The sequence below is a fragment of the Bryocella sp. genome, from assembly GCF_058498515.1.
In genome coordinates, this window is the sequence record NZ_JBMHYI010000041.1 from 70,951 (window position 1) to 86,178 (window position 15,228).

Sequence of the window (15,228 nt, forward strand, 5' to 3'; positions counted from 1 at the left end):
TCCTGTTGCTTCGACTGCTATGCGAGCGCAGACTCGACGTCGCGCAAGAACTTGAGGTTCCGAGCAGCACTCTCTCTTGGGGCCCCCATGCCGGGTAGTACATCCTGCTCGACGACGATGTAGCCGGCATATTCGCGGGCGCGAAGCCACTTGAGGAGCGTCGTGAAATCCACCGATCCCTTGCCTAACTCACAGAAGACCCCATGCTGCAGGGACGTGAAGTAATCCCACCGTTCCCGACGAGCGCGCGCGGCAACTTCAGCCGAGCAGTCCTTCGCGTGCACGTACCAGACGCGATCGGCGAAGCGGTTAAGGAACGTCACCATGTCTGCCCCATGCTCACCCGCTCCGAAGACGAAGTGGCCCGTGTCGAAAACCAGACCCAGCAGCTTCGGATCGGTTCGCTCGAGCAGTGCGGCGATCTCCGCAGGCGTCTCCACGTATCCCGCGCAATGATGATGGAAGACGGTGCGTACACCGGTCTCGTTGAGGACTGCCTGTGCGACGTGCTCTGCACCGCGAGCGAACGTATCCCATTCGCTCGCCGAGAGCCCATCCTCTGGGGATATCCGGCCAGCTCGCTGCGTACGTTTCGACACCGTCCCGTTATTGTCGGCGAGCACAAGATACGGCGACGGTGACGTAGCCACAGCGGCGAGCAGCTTCGCGGTCTTGACGGCGTATGAGACGCCAGCCTCCTGCGCAGACTCGTCCTTCAGCGCGACAGGCACAAACGCACCCAGCATCGTGAGGTCACGCCTCGCAAGTTCTTCACGAAGGGGCACGGGCTCTGTTGGCATGAAGCCCCAGTCTCCGAGCTCCGTGCCCGTGTAGCCGCAATTCGCAAGCTCATCGAGCATCTGTGGGAAGCGAATGGGCTCGGCGCTCCTGGCTTCTTCAAACTCCAGAATTCCCCAGGAGCAGGGAGCGTTGCCAATCAGGAAAGGTTTCATTGCTCGTCTTCCGCCCCCGCTGCCACGAAGGGAGTGCTGTTATTGAAGAAACAGCGCTCGCGTTTACGAGCCTCTTCGTAGCTGGCGCGGGCTTGCTGAACGCCAGGCATCGTGGAGACTTCCGGGACGGCCACGTCCCACCATGAGTCGTAGCCTGGTACGCCGCGCGTGCCTTCGGTCTCGATCACCACAACCGTAGAGTGCGTCGAAGCCTTGGCCGCAGTGAGGGCATCCTTGAGCCCTGTAATTGTGGCGACCTTTACGGCCGCGACCCCGAGGCTGCGAGCATTCGCGACGTAGTCCACGATGAAGTTATCGCCATCCAGCGCTCCGGTCTCCGTGCGCTTCTTCACTGTGGTGCCAAAACCTTCCATGCCCAACGAACGGCTGAGGCTGCCGATGGAGCCGAAGCCCTTGTTGTCCACGAGCACGACGATGATCTTGATACCCTCTTGCGCGGCGGTCACGAGCTCGCTTGGCATCATCAGATAGGTTGCATCGCCCACCCAGACGAAGACATCGCGCGTCAGGTCGGCAAGGCGCGCGCCTAGACCGCCGGGGAGCTCATAGCCCATGCAGGAGTAGCCATATTCCATGTGATAGCTGTTGGGCGTGCGTGCGCGCCACAGCTTATGCAGATCACCGGGCTGACTCCCCGCTGCAGAAACGATCATGTCCCGCTCGCCGGCGACATCCCAGATCGCGCCGATCACCGCGCTCTGGGTGGGCTTACCTTCGCTCTCGAGATAGAGCAGACGCTCTTCTTCTTTTTGCCAGTCGGCAAGTAGCACTGCGCACTCCGACGCATAGCTGCTATAGACCGTGTAGTCCGTCAGTGCTGAAGCAAGCTTCTCGAGGCCAATGCGCGCATCAGCCACAAGAGGAAGTGCCGACACTTTATATGCATCGAACTCCGCAACGTTGAGATTGATGAAGCGTACGTCCGGGTTCTGGAATGCTGTCATCGACGCTGTCGTGAAATCTGAATAACGCGTGCCAATGCCAAGGATGACATCCGCCTTCGCAGCGATGCGGTTCGCCGCGAGTGTCCCCGTCGCGCCAATTGCACCAAGGTTTTGCGGATGATCCCATGCGAGCGAACCTTTGCCCGCCTGCGTTTCGCAGATGGGGATGCCAGTCTGCGCGGCGAAAATCGCGAGCTGTTGCGAAGCTTCGCTCATCAGCACGCCACCACCGGCGATGATCAACGGGCGCTTCGCGCTGCCTAAAACATCGATAGCGCGTCGCAGCGATACCGCGTCGGGCTCGGGCCGACGGATCGTCCACACGCGACGCTCGAACATCTCCTCGGGATAGTCGAATGCCTCCGCTTGTACATCCTGTGGTAGCGAAAGCGTGACAGTGCCGCAGTCCGCGGGCGAAGTGAGAACGCGCATCGCCTCCCGCAGAGCGGTGATAATTTGCTCCGGACGAGTAATGCGATCCCAGTAGCGGCTCACGGGCTTGAAGCAATCGTTGACGCTGATGTCCTGCGAGAATGGAGACTCGAGCTGCTGCAGCACCGGCGCGACCTTGCGCGTAGCGAAAATGTCGCCAGGAAGCAGCAATACCGGGAGTCGATTGATCGTTGCCAGCGCGGCACCTGTGATCATGTTGGTCGCCCCGGGCCCGATCGACGAGGTGCAGGCGAACGTCCGCATCCGGTTGCTCGCCTTCGCGTAGCCACACGCGAGATGCACTCCCGACTGTTCATTGCGGACCGGATAATAGCGGAAGTCCGGGTTCTCCTGCAGCGCCTGCGCGACACCGGCGATATTTCCGTGCCCGAAGATGCCGAGCATGCCGGCAAAGAATTGGTGCTGTTGGCCATCGCGCTCGACATACTGATTCTTGAGATAGGCCACCAATGCTTGCGCCGTCGTGAGGCGTCGCGTGCTCATCGCTTACCTCCTGGATACAACGTCTTGGGTGTGTTAAGCGCTGCATCGAAGCCATCGAAGGCAGACTGCGCATCCAGGTCGCCATGGATGATCGAGCCTGCAGCGCGTGCGATGATGACAGGGTCACCCTCGCCAGGGAAGAGCACATTGCGGCCTACCATCGCGCCGCGCACGTTGTAGCCTGCGTCCATGGCACTGCGGAGTTGCTCCAGGAACGGCTGCGGATTCCCAGCGGATTCTCCACCCAGGAGAAGAATGGGCAGCGTGGTGGCGCGAGCCACGGTCGCGAAGTCGTCGGTGTAAGGAAGTTTCAGCCAGAGATTGCGGCTGCAATCGCCGAGCGCGCTGGACACGCCCACAAGTCGCGCCACAGCCTCCGCGCTCTTCGTGACGTGATAGCCCCTTTCGGTCTTCGCGACGGGCAGCGGTTCGAGAAACATCGGCAGGTTGAGGGCATTACACGCCGTAATGGCTGCCGAACATGCCATCATCGTCCTCAACGATGTTGGTTCGTTGAGATCCACACGCATCAGCACCTTTGCGCCATCGAGTTTCCACTGCACGCAGGTTGCCGGCGAGGGGCCTGTCCTCGGGTCATCCAGCTCCCATGCGGAGCCTGCGAGACCGCCGCGATTGAGGCTCGCAATAAGGAGCTTGTTCTCGAGCAGCAATGGCAGATCAGCCTCGCGACGCAAAGCATCCACAAGCAGCAGGTCTTCAAGGACATCCATCGATGCCATGACCCCATCGACGCCATCGATCACCAGCACGCGAAGGACGCGCGCAAGGTACTCACGGCGATCCGCCATCCCAAGTACGTTTGCACCGATGTTCGACACATAACGTGCGGGATGATCCGCCGCGATGATGTTTAGTTTGCCATCCAACGTGAGCTTTTCGCGGCGCTTGCGACGATCGGCCTGTTCGAGTGCGAGCGAAGGCCTCTCTACGCGCGCGTCGATGAGAGCGTGGAGGAGAGTGTCGGGGAAGAAGGTTGTGCTTGAGAAGGTCATTCGAGGACAGGGGTCGCTTTCTGCTCGCGGATCATCGTCTCCACCTCGGCCAGCGTCGGCATCGCCTCCGAGCACGGCACGCGGCTCACAACGATCGCCGCCGCGGCATTGCCGTAGTGCAGGCAGTCTGTTAGCGACTTGCCGTTGATGTAGGCGTAGAGGAAGCCTGAGGCGAAGCCATCGCCAGCGCCTATGGTCGTTGCCACCTGCACGCGGTATGGAGGAAGGTAGGCGTCTCCATGCTTCGTGAGGATGCGCGTTCCTTCGTCCCCGAGCTTGGACACGAGCACCGGAACGCCAATCTTTCGGATCTTCACGATGGCGCGATCGAGATCGTCCTCGCCCGCGGAGAGCTTCAGCTCGCCCTGGTTGCCGATGAGCATGTCGACGTAGGGAAGCGCAAGGCGGATGGCGAGACCGGCTTCTGCGGGACTACGCCACGACATCGAGCGAAAGTCGACGTCGAGTACGACTGTCGCGCCGGAAGTCTTCGCAGACTCCATCGCGCGGTACGCACTCTCGCGCGATGGCGAGGCACACAGAGCCGTGCCATTGAAGACGAACATCTTGGCGGAGCCTGCGAAGCGAAGATCGTCTTCAGTGGCATCGAGCCGCGTGTCTGCAGCATCGTGACGATAGAAGACCTGCGGAAAGCTGTCTGGCGGCGTCACTTCAGTGAGGCATAGCGAAGGCAGGTATCCGGGGGCGGTCTGAACATGCGAGATGTCCACGCCTTCGTTCGCGAGAAAGCCCTTGAGGAAGCCACTGAGTGCGTCGCTGCCGAGACAACTGATCATCCCCACCTGCGCGCCCAGCCGCGACAGGCCAACGGCCATGTTTGCGCTCGAGCCACCAAGGTAACGCGAGAACGTGCGCACCTCGGGAAGGGGCACATTGAACTGATCTGAGTAGAGGTCATAGCCGATGCGGCCAAGAATCACGACGTCCATCCGGGCGACTCCTTACTTCCATGCGGTGCTTCAGGCGGTCGGACGAGATCTATCGGACTAACGGCACGCGAGGATCCTTTTCGGTCCAGTGTTCGCGCACCCAGGCGTGATCGGGATCGTCCGAGGCTGCCATGGAGCGCGCCGATCCCGAGAGGACGTTGAGGTAGTACACGTTGTAGCCATGCCCGGCGGAAACCGGGTGATAACCCTCGGGAACGATCACCAACTCACCGTCGCGTACTGTGATCGTCTCGTCCAAACTTCCGTCGGCGGTGTACACCCGCTGGATGGCAAAGCCGCCAGGCTTCTCGATCTTGTAGTAATAGATCTCATCCAGGTCCACCTCTGCGGGTGGGTTGTGCACGTCATGCTTATGCGGTGGGAAACTCGACCAGTTGCCCGACGGCGTGTAGACCTCGCAGACGAGTAGGCGCTGCGCAGAAAACTGCGGTGGGATGATCGAGTTAATCTGCCGTGTGGCATTGCCTCCGCCGCGGATCTCCACGGCGCAGTCTTCCGGCTTGATGTGGCGCGCAGAGAAGCGCTGCTCCGCCTCGCAGTAGCAGAAGGCTATATCGCAATCAGTCCTCGCGGCGACAGTGTATTCGGTTCCGGGGGGAAGGTAGAGCGCATGCGGCATGCCGCCGAAGACGGTCGTCCGACCGCCGATGCCAGCAAAGCTACCTTCGCTGCTCACGACGTCGCAGGCCCCCCCGAGCATCACCATGCAGAGTTCGCGGCCATGGAGGAGTTCTTGGAAGCAGGCGCCTGGGGCCAGACGGCGCACGGCGAAGGAGATGTGCTCGAAGCCAAAATCGGCCGCGTGATCTGTGAAGGCTTCGGGTTTCAGATGGAGATTCATGTTCACTCGGCCGGAGTTACGTTACCGGTTACGCGGACGACTATAAATGTGCCGCAGGGAAGACTGTCAACTCCATCGTGTGAATTTATGCAGCAAGGTTTCGGGAGGCCGGGCCGAGATACAAAAGACTTCGGGCCAGACCTGATCCCGCAAGCAATCCGTTTTCTATGCGGATCATGAAAGCCCTCATGAACGGCGGCTTGGGCAGAGAGCTCTCGCTATTTGAAAGACGACGGGTTCTTCGGGATGACGAAAGATATACAGCCCGTTGGGTCGTCACCGGTTGTTCGACTCGGGGCTGCCTCTCAGGGTGGCTCCCGTGGTTCGCCGCAGTCCTATGTGCCCTGCACAAGATGCGTAACCGATAGCGCCGATCAAGTCGCGGGGGGCATCAGGCAGAGGTCCTCAGAGGCCTAAGAGGACCCATCCGAAGACAAAGCGTCAGCCGAAGGCTCGTCCTTGTGGGATGATGTCGTCAGGAATCGACATGGCGGTACGGCTCAAGGACATCGCACGCGACCTCGGCATCTCGACGGTCACAGTCTCCAAGGTATTGCGCGGCAACTCCGACGTTGGCGACAAGACGCGCGCACGCGTATTGAAACGCATGAAGGAGCTGAACTATCAGCCCAACATGCTGGCCCGCGGCCTCGCCAGCGGCAAGACCTACACGGTAGGCCTGGTGGTGCCGGACCTTGTGCATCCCTTTTTTGCGGAGTTTGCAAAGTCCCTCTCCGGCGAATTGCGCAAGACGCACCGCGCGCTGCTGCTGGCCTCCAGCGAAGAAGACCCACAGATCGAGATGCAGGAGATTCGCACGCTGTTGCAGCGCGGCGTGGATGTGCTGATCATTGCCTCCTGCCAGGCCAACCTGCGCAACTTCTATGAGCTCGGCGACAACCGTACGCCGTACTTGCTTTTCGACCGCAACTTTCCGCACCTCGCGGCGAACTTCATCGGCAACGATGACGTGGTGGTGGGTGAAATGGCGACGCGCCACCTCATCGAGCTCGGCCGCAAACGCATCGCGCATGTCGGTGCGCGTTACAGCAGCCCGGCGTTCGACCGCCTGCGCGGCTACCGCAATGCCCTCGAGGCTGCGGGGCTGCCAGCAGATGAGGAACTGGTGGTCACCCGCGATCGCGTCGAGGAGGCCGGGGACTTGGTCGGCAACGCCATGATGCGCGATCTGCTGAAGCTCAAATCACGTCCGGACGCAGTCTTCTGCTACAACGACACCACTGCCATCGGAGCAATCGAAGCCGTGCTGGATGCGGGCCTCCGCGTACCGGAAGACGTCGCGATCATCGGCTGCGGCAACCTTCGCTACGCTGGGTACCTTAAGGTTCCGCTGAGCGCCATCGACCAGAACACCGCGGAGCTTGGCAAGCGCGCCGCGCAGTTGGCCGTGGAGCTGGCAGAGAAGCCGCAGGCCGAGCTCAAATGTATGATGATCCCGCCGAAGCTGGTGGCGCGTGAGTCCACCATTGGCAAGCGTCGCAAGCGGACTCCGCTGAACGGATAGCCTTCCCTCCGCTAATCGAGCATGATCGGCACTCCGCCGCGGTCGCTGGAGATATAAGCAGCTTCCACAAGCGCCATCGTCTTGTAGGCGGACTCGAAGTGCGTAGGGAGCTCCTTTGCGGAGCCCTCCACATACGCCTGCAGCGATCCCATCGATCCGATGAAGGCGTCGGGAAACCAGTTGCCGCGGACCGGTACCTCGCGCCAGGGATTGTCCGGCCCGCGTAGCGCGAAGCGCAGGCGGTCGGGCTTGCCCACGGGATAGTCCAGGTTCACTCCCATATCGATGCGGATCGCGCCGTTCGTGCCTTCCCACTGTGCAAAGCTGTGATGAGACTCGGCAGGGAAGTCATGCGCATGGTTCGTGGCGATGAAGACACGCTTATCGTCGCCATAGTCCAGGATCATCGTCGTCTTGGTCGGTGCGAGGTGCTCGCACTGCGGGTTCTTCACGGTCTTTGCGTAGACGCTTCGCGGCTCCCCAAACCAGGACCGCACGAGATCGAGGTAGTGGATCGAGTGGTAGAGGATTTCCAGCCGGGGTGCAGTGGAAAGAAACGTCCATAGGTGCCATGGCGTGTAGGTGCGGACCTGCACCTCCATGTCGTGTAGCCTGCCGAGCACACCGTTTTCTGCCAATGCGACCGCGCCAAGATTGTTCGGCGCGAAGCGGAGCTGGAAGTTCACCGCTGCGATCAGCCCCTTGCTGCGGCACAGATCTCGGATCGCGCGGGCCTCGGCGATCGTCTCTCCCATGGGCTTTTGGATCAGAACGACCGCGCCATCGGGCAGCTGCTGGAGGATGGGGAGCAACTGCGAGGCAGGGACTGCGATGTCGAAGACGCCATCCTTTGGTGCGAAGCGCACCATCTCCCCGAGCGAATCGAAGCTGTGGGGAATGGAGAACCTTGCCGCCACTTCCGTCGCTTTGCCCGGCTGCTGGTCACTGATCGCGATCACCGGAAATCCCGCCTTGGTGTAAGCCGGGAGGTGGGCGGATTGAATGATGCCGCCGGCGCCGACGATGCAGATGGGGCGAGGATTCAGGGGTAAAGGAGGCTGAGCGGCGGAGGCAATCTTCTCCAGGGTCGCGAGGTCTAGTTTGTTCAAAGAGTCCGGCATTGGTGGGTTCTCTGGGAGCCCTCGGCGAGGGCACTCCCATATATACACGCGTTGACCGGAAAAACTAAAGCGCTGCAGTAAGCGCATCGCACCACGTAGACGCGAAGGAAACGCCATTAGCTCACCAAGAGAACCCTCTTTGGTGCGTCTCCACGTTTCATCGGATGAAGATGGTTTGCCAATTCTGCGGGGAAAGCCCATTTGGGCGCGTATCGTAAGGACTGTCGCAAGTTGCGGCCCGCAATGGGTCGCCGGTACATTGATTTGGGCGGCAGTTGGGCCGGGAATCAGTCTGTTTGCGTGATATTCTTATTCGGACACTGAGTGAAGTGGACGAGAGCTTAAAAGAACTAGGAGCAAGAACCTGCCGTGCTGGCACCTGCAAAGAAAACAGACATCATTACGAAGTTTCGCACGCACGATTCGGACACTGGAAGTCCGGAAGTGCAGATCGCGATCCTTTCCGAGCGTATCGGCGAGCTGACCGAGCATTTCAAGACCCACAAGAAGGATCATGGCTCGCGCCGCGGCCTGCTTATGCTGGTCTCCAAGCGCCGTCGCCTGCTGGATTACCTGAAGCGTAACGATCCGGACCGCTACCGCGAAGTGATCGGCAAGCTGGGTATCCGCAAGTAAGGTCACAAGGCGCTCGACCGGCGATTTTGCCGACCTGAGGAGTACAGCCGAGTTGATTTCATCCACCTTTATTCGTCGGAGGGGGCCCCTCGTGGGAACCTCTGCGCATTGCGGCGCTCATCCAGGCGCCGCTGCGGTGAATGTCGTCCACTCCCTGATGCCTCGCGGCGGTCAACTCATCGCGCGCATTTCCTTCCATCCCCCGGCCCCGGCTGATCGCTAGATCGCCGGGGCTTTTGTCGTAAGCGCAACGGAAGCGGAGATTGTCTCCGCGCGCGACGACACCAACCAGTTTCCGAATCGACGACAGAACAAAAGAGCAGAGGAATCACTCCGATGAAGCAGGATGTAATCGTAGAGCTTGCCGGCGGCAAGCAGATCAAGTTTGAGACGGGGCGCATTGCCAAGCAGGCGAGCGGCGCCGCCTACACCACGAGCGGCGACAATGCCGTACTGGCCACAGCGGTGGCTTCCGCTGACCCCAAAGAAGGAATCGACTTCTTCCCCCTCACGGTCGAGTACCGCGAGTTCACCTATGCCGGCGGACGTATCCCTGGCGGTTTCATCAAGCGTGAGGGTCGTCCCAGCGAGAAGGAAGTTCTCACCTCGCGCCAGATCGACCGGCCCATCCGTCCCTTGTTCCCCGAGGGTTTCCGCAACGAGACGCAAGTCGTCGCGTTCGTGTACTCGGCTGACAAGGAAAATGATCCGGACGTCCTGGGCATCAACGGCGCGAGCTGCGCGCTGGCTCTCTCGGACATCCCGTTCCACGGCCCCGTGGGCGCCGTGCGCATCGGCATCGTGAACGACGAGTTCATCGTGAACCCGACCTACGCAGAGCGCCTCGCGTCGACGCTGAACATCATGGTCGTCGGCACCAAGGACGGCATCACGATGATCGAGTCCGGCGCGAAGGAGATCACGGAAGACCGCGTGGTCGACGCGATCGAGTTCGCTCATGAGCAGATCAAGAAGATCTGCGCTGCCATCGAAGACCTGGTCTCCCGGGCCGGCAAGGCCAAGCGCCTTGTCTCTCCCGTGGAGAAGGACGAGATCTACGCCAAGGAGCTTCGCGCCAAGGTCGGTGAGAAGCTGGCCGACGCGCTGAACACCAAGAAATACCCCAAGTTCGACAGCTACGCCAAGGTCAAGGAGATCAAGGACGCGCTCAAGGCTGAGCTGCCGGCCGACGACAAGGACGCTGGCAAGAAGCTCTCGAAGTACTTCGAGCTCCTGCGCGAGGACATCTTCCGCGAGCAGGTCCTCAACGACCGTATCCGCCCCGACCACCGCGCGTTCGATGAGATCCGCCCGATCTCGATCGAGCTGGGCGTCCTCCCCCGTGTGCACGGTTCGGCGCTCTTCACCCGCGGCGAGACGCAGGCCATGGTCTCCGCCACGCTGGGTACCTCCGACGACTCACAGCGCATGGAGAGCTACGAGGGCGAGCAGAAGCGCGCCTTCATGCTGCACTATAACTTCCCGCCGTTCAGCGTTGGCGAGGTTGGCCGTATGACCGGTGTCGGCCGTCGCGAGATTGGTCACGGTGCGCTGGCATGGCGCGCGATCGAGGCAGTGCTTCCTGCGCCTGCGGACAATCCTTATACCCTCCGCGTGGTCTCGGACATCCTCGAGTCCAACGGTTCGTCGTCGATGGCTACGGTCTGCGGCGCTTCGCTTTCGCTGATGTCTGCGGGCATCGCGCTCAAGGGCTCGGTTGCCGGTGTGGCGATGGGCCTGGTGAAGGAGGGCGACAAGTACGCCATCCTTACCGATATCGCAGGCGCCGAAGATCACTACGGCGACATGGACTTCAAGGTGGCCGGCACGCGCAAGGGCATCACCGCCCTGCAGATGGACATCAAGATCATGGGCATCACGCCGCAGATCATGCGTGAGGCGCTCGCTCAGGCGAAGGAAGGCCGTATCTTCCTGCTCGACAAGATGGACGCCGAGATCTCGGGTGCAGCGACGGAGACCAGCAAGTACGCTCCTCGCATCCATACCATGCAGATCCCGACGGATAAGATCCGCGACCTGATCGGGCCTGGCGGCAAGGTCATCCGCGGCATCGTGGAGTCCACCGGCGCCAAGATTGACGTTGAGGATTCCGGTCGTGTCTCGATCGCGAGCTCGGACCCCGAAAACATGGCGAAGGCCATCCAGATGGTCTCCGATATCACGGCGGTGCCCGAAGTCGGCAAGACCTACCTCGGTAAGGTCGTTCGTCTGGCAGAGTTCGGCGCATTCGTCGAGATCTTCCCTGGCACCGACGGCCTGCTGCACGTCTCTGAGATCGCGGAGCATCGCGTCAAGGACGTCAAGGACGAGCTCCGCGAGGGCGATCAGGTCCTCGTCAAGGTGCTCGCCATCGAAGGCAACCGCATCAAACTCAGCCGCAAGGCTGTGCTTCGCGAGCAGCGCGCCAAGCTCGGTCTCCCGGAGGTTCCGGAGCAGGCTGGTAGCGGCGGCGGCGGTCGTGAACGTGAGCGCGTCGAGCGTGGTCCGCAGGCCAAGACGGAGCGTCCCAAGTTTGATGAGACGATCACCATTGACGGTGGAGACGACTTCGACGACGAAGACGATGATGACTTCGAGGGTGATGACGAAGGCGATGCCGAGGAGACGGGTGATGAGCCCGCGACGACTGAAGGCCAGCCTGTCGAAGGTACTGCTGCAGCCGCCGCTGAGGCACAGCGCGTACGCCGCCGCCGTCGCGGTCGCCGCTCCGGCCCCGGTGGTGGTGGCCGTGGCCCAGCACCAGCCGGCGGAACCCGCTAAGATCTACCGCATCCAACCGTGAGCTCTCGGGTTTGCTGTTGGTAAGCGTGAGACTTTGCAATAGGAAAAGCCGCGCCTTCGGGCGCGGCTTTTCATCTTTTGGGTAGGCTGATCGACAGCGGGTTACGTCCTAAGAGGCATGGAACCGGCGTGCGACCTACGACATAAGGTAGACCGGACGTTGCAGAGCGGGAAGGTGGGAGCGATCGATCGAGGGCATATACGCGTAGCTTGGGTGGGACGGTGGTGGCCCTTCGCGGGGCTGTGTCTTCTCGGCTCGATCCGGTGGTTGCTCGACGACCATTGGTCGACTGCGGGATCCACACTGGTCTCACGCTCTGCGGGATCTGGTGTCGCCGCACTGCTGGTTCTGGCGTTCGCGCGGCTGCAAAGACGGCGCTTGAGCTCGTCTTCGCAGGATCATTCGTTCGGACGAAGCGCGCTTGGAGGTTTGCTGATGCTCACGGGCCCAGCCATCTCTCTGGTCCTGCTGCCGCGCGAGATGGACTCTGGTGCGCTGATGATCGCGCTCTCCATCACTCCGGTTGCCGCCGGTGTGGCGTGCGTTGCGCTCGGCGATGCCGGAGAAGTGCTGGCCGGTTTCCTATGGCCCGGGCTCACGGCCATGGCCGGTATGCTGCTGATCCTGCCGCAACCTTCCTTCGCTGATCCCACAGCGGATGTGGCGATGTTTCTTGCGCCCGTGCTGACTGGAGTCGGCGCCGCGCTTCTACCACACCGGAGTCCTAGGATCGAGGATGCCCCGCAGGGCTGGCGCTTTGACTCGGCGACTGTCGCAGCAGCGTTATCTGCGGCGGCACTATTTTTCGGAATCATCGCCCTGGCGCGCTCCGGCGTGGCTGATGTGCGGGCACTCTTCTCGCCCTTGGCGGCCACACTCGATGGCCTGATGGCATGGCTGGCCGTGATCACCGTCCTCAAGCTGGGCGCCATGCGCTTCTCCGCGAACACCGCTCTGGTGCCGCTGGTTGTCCTACTCGAAGGTATCTTCTTGATGCGTCCCGACCTCACCCGGCGCACCGAGATCGGGCTCCTTCTCCTGCTGATCGCCGGGGTCACCCTGCTCATTCGCGGCGAACCGGACGAAGCCGAGGCCTCGATGCTGGACCTCGGTTGAGTCCGGCAGCACGAACACGCGATGCGCTTCTCACAGCCTCGCGGTTACACTTTCGAGAGAATGGCAGTGACGATGTACATCGTGGTCGAGGGCGAAGACCCTGGCTACAACACCTTTGTGAACGGCCGCGCAATCGCACGCTATGAAGGTGCGCTGGAGCGCATGGCGCTTAATCTTGGTGTGAAGCCACTCCTGGAGTTCTTCTCGGCGGACGAGAACTCGATGCAGCTTTTGCTGGAAGAGGGTGCAGGCAATGCCGACCTGCTCGATCGCCTGCCACCTCCACAGTGGTACCGCCCCGAAGACGGCCTCGCGAGCGTCGTGGCGCTTAGGGTAGCCCTTGAGGAGGACATGCACCAGCTGGGCAGCGAAGGCCCCTCGGTGCTGGACGAACTGCTCGAGTACGAAATCGTTCTGAAGAAGACGGCCCAACGCGGGTTGCGTTGGCATCTGGCTGTGAGCTGGAGGTAGTACTCCTGCTGCTCCGGTCAGGGGAGATCATCGACCTGTCAGCGTGGTAGCATCAGGCGGCATTCTTCTGGAGCCCCCTGATGCATCTTTCCCGCCGCCCCTTGTTGATACTGCTTGGCCTGCTTGCCGCGCCTCTCATCGCGTCCGCGGCGCAGAAGCCCATCGCAACGGTCACCCCCGACGGCTCAGGTAAGTTCAAGACCGTCCAGGCGGCTGTTGATTCAGCTACCGATGCCGGGCTCGTTCTGCAGATTTGCTCCCGGGACCTACCGCGAGAAGATCCGGATCACCAAGAGTGGCATCGAGCTGCGCGGTATGGGGAAGAAGCCCGACGATGTCGTGTTGGTTTGGGATGACTCCGCAAAGTCCGCCGGGGGCACGGGCAAGAGCTACAGCGTGCAAGTCACCGGTGACGACTTCCGTGCCGAGAACCTGACTATCCAGAACGATTGGGAGAAAAACGGACGCGTCGATGAGGGCTCGCAGGCTGTGGCCCTGTCCATCAGCGGCGACCGCGAAGTGCTCCGGCATGTCCATCTGCTGGGCTATCAGGACACGCTGTATGCCGCTAGCAATACTTGCCACGCGGAGGCCGATGCGACTGCGGCTCAGGCTTCCGGCAAGCCTTGCCATGCCGCTCGGCAACTCTTCCAGAATTGCTACATCGAAGGTCACGTCGATTTCATCTTCGGCGACGCGAAGGCGGTCTTCGACCACTGCGAGCTACACGGCATGACGCACACCGTCGTCGCTCTTACAGCTCAGAGCCGACTCTATCCGCTTGAAGACTCCGGGTACCTCTTCCTGCACGGCAAGGTCACCGCGGACGTCGCCGTGGACAAGCTATCGTTCGGTCGTCCCTGGCGTGCCTACGCTCGGGTGTACTTCGTGGACACCACGGTGAGCGGCACGGTGATTGAGCCGGAAGGGTGGATCGAGTGGGGCGGGCGCCTCGCGACCAGCGACTACGCAGAGTTCAACACCCGCGACTCGGATGGTTCGGTCGTTATGACTGACAAGCGCCTGCCGCCATCTCGCCAACTGACGAAGGCCGAGGCCGCGAAGCTGACGGTCGACTCCTGGCTTGCAGGGGACGATGGTTGGAAGCCGGACACGAAGTAACCCCAGGCAGGTAGTTCGCGAACGAGAAACGAGCCGCGTCCGGGACGCGGCTCGTTTCTTCTTATCTACGCTTGAAGCTTACTGTGCCGGAGCGCCAGCGCTCGCAATGTTCGCATCGCTGCCGGGCCCGAGGCCCAGCTTGATGATCGCCCGCGAATCGGGCATGATCTTCGTCTGCCAGCCGTTGTCCGACTGCAGCTTCTGCATGGCGGAGATGGAGGCCGCGTCCCACTTGCCTGTCGGCTCGCCGGTCAGGTAGCCATTCTTGATCAGTGCAGTCTGGATCTGGGTGGCACGCTCGGGATCCATAGAGACCTGCGCGAGGTGGCCGTGCGGATTCTTGGTGTCAATCGTAACGCCGTGCGAACCCTTCTTCATGCTGGTGCGGCGGACCGTAGCGCCAGTGTGCGAGCTTGGGCTCTTGGTCGCATGGCTTGCCGTGCGACCGTGTGCAACTGCTGGCTTGGCAGCTGGATGAGCGTGGGGCTTGGCCGCAAGTGCGGGAAGAGAACCGAGGAGGGAAGCAGCGCAAACTATCAGGGGGAGGGAACGACGCATGAATCTTCCTTTGCTGAGGAGATGTGTCGTGCCGATGACGCGTCAGCCAGGGGCCCGGGCACCGGCGAGAAATTCTCGCCGTGAACTTGAGGTTAATAGAAACGCGGTGTGGAGGCAACGGGTAAAGCCGAACTTGGCGCCTCCGTGGCAGGGCCGGCGCCAGCTTTGGGACGGCGTCAGAATTGGCCATCGCGATC

General features: G+C 61.5%; 13 protein-coding genes. 6 read left to right on the top strand and 7 right to left on the bottom strand.

What is annotated here, in order from left to right:
* Positions 1-17 precede the first annotated feature (17 nt).
* Genes AC5E6W_RS10785 through iolB form a run of 5 tightly spaced genes read right to left on the bottom strand, consistent with a single transcriptional unit; the run spans position 18 to position 5,679 of the window.
* Positions 18-953 (bottom strand): TIM barrel protein, encoded by a 936-nt coding sequence (locus AC5E6W_RS10785; protein WP_491752297.1) that lies wholly within the window; start codon positions 951-953, stop codon positions 18-20.
* Positions 950-2,854 carry a 3D-(3,5/4)-trihydroxycyclohexane-1,2-dione acylhydrolase (decyclizing) gene (gene iolD, locus AC5E6W_RS10790; protein WP_491752298.1) on the bottom strand — a complete coding sequence of 635 codons (1,905 nt, stop codon included), beginning with the start codon at positions 2,852-2,854 and terminating at the stop codon, positions 950-952. The genes AC5E6W_RS10785 and iolD overlap by 4 nt, the downstream gene beginning before the upstream one ends.
* Positions 2,851-3,867 (bottom strand): class I fructose-bisphosphate aldolase, encoded by a 1,017-nt coding sequence (locus AC5E6W_RS10795; protein ID WP_491752299.1) that lies wholly within the window; start codon positions 3,865-3,867, stop codon positions 2,851-2,853. The genes iolD and AC5E6W_RS10795 overlap by 4 nt, the downstream gene beginning before the upstream one ends.
* Entirely contained in the window at positions 3,864-4,817 is a 954-nt protein-coding gene (gene iolC / locus AC5E6W_RS10800; RefSeq protein WP_491752300.1) for a 5-dehydro-2-deoxygluconokinase, read from the bottom strand. Before iolC ends, AC5E6W_RS10795 begins: the two co-directional genes overlap by 4 nt.
* Before the next feature lie 49 nt (positions 4,818-4,866).
* Complete coding sequence (iolB, locus tag AC5E6W_RS10805; RefSeq protein ID WP_491752301.1) at positions 4,867-5,679, bottom strand: 5-deoxy-glucuronate isomerase; 813 nt, start codon at positions 5,677-5,679, stop codon at positions 4,867-4,869.
* 487 nt (positions 5,680-6,166) lie between these two features.
* Between iolB and AC5E6W_RS10810 the strand changes: the two genes are divergently transcribed.
* A complete protein-coding gene (locus AC5E6W_RS10810; RefSeq protein WP_491752302.1) occupies positions 6,167-7,204 on the top strand; it encodes a LacI family DNA-binding transcriptional regulator in 1,038 nt (345 codons plus the stop codon).
* Positions 7,205-7,215: 11 nt separating this feature from the next.
* On the opposite strand, the gene AC5E6W_RS10815 is transcribed toward AC5E6W_RS10810, so the two are convergent.
* Positions 7,216-8,325, bottom strand: a complete 1,110-nt coding sequence (locus AC5E6W_RS10815) for a Gfo/Idh/MocA family protein (protein ID WP_491752303.1) — start codon at positions 8,323-8,325, stop codon at positions 7,216-7,218.
* A gap of 369 nt (positions 8,326-8,694) precedes the next feature.
* Between AC5E6W_RS10815 and rpsO the strand changes: the two genes are divergently transcribed.
* The 5 genes from rpsO to AC5E6W_RS10840 all read left to right on the top strand — a co-directional run bounded on the left by rpsO (position 8,695) and on the right by AC5E6W_RS10840 (position 14,473).
* Positions 8,695-8,961, top strand: a complete 267-nt coding sequence (gene rpsO / locus AC5E6W_RS10820; protein WP_103931495.1) for a 30S ribosomal protein S15 — start codon at positions 8,695-8,697, stop codon at positions 8,959-8,961.
* A 336-nt stretch (positions 8,962-9,297) separates the two neighbouring features.
* Positions 9,298-11,742 carry a polyribonucleotide nucleotidyltransferase gene (gene pnp / locus AC5E6W_RS10825; RefSeq protein WP_491752304.1) on the top strand — a complete coding sequence of 815 codons (2,445 nt, stop codon included), beginning with the start codon at positions 9,298-9,300 and terminating at the stop codon, positions 11,740-11,742.
* Between the two features lie 457 nt (positions 11,743-12,199).
* Entirely contained in the window at positions 12,200-12,880 is a 681-nt protein-coding gene (locus AC5E6W_RS10830; protein ID WP_491752305.1) for a hypothetical protein, read from the top strand.
* Between the two features lie 60 nt (positions 12,881-12,940).
* On the top strand, positions 12,941-13,351 hold the full coding sequence (locus AC5E6W_RS10835; protein WP_491752306.1) for a hypothetical protein: 411 nt from the start codon (positions 12,941-12,943) through the stop codon (positions 13,349-13,351).
* 216 nt (positions 13,352-13,567) lie between these two features.
* Complete coding sequence (locus tag AC5E6W_RS10840) at positions 13,568-14,473, top strand: pectinesterase family protein (RefSeq protein WP_491752307.1); 906 nt, start codon at positions 13,568-13,570, stop codon at positions 14,471-14,473.
* A gap of 78 nt (positions 14,474-14,551) precedes the next feature.
* Here the strand turns inward: AC5E6W_RS10840 and AC5E6W_RS10845 are convergent, their stop codons facing one another.
* Positions 14,552-15,031, bottom strand: a complete 480-nt coding sequence (locus AC5E6W_RS10845) for a peptidoglycan-binding domain-containing protein (protein WP_491752308.1) — start codon at positions 15,029-15,031, stop codon at positions 14,552-14,554.
* Between the last annotated feature and the right edge of the window lie 197 nt (positions 15,032-15,228).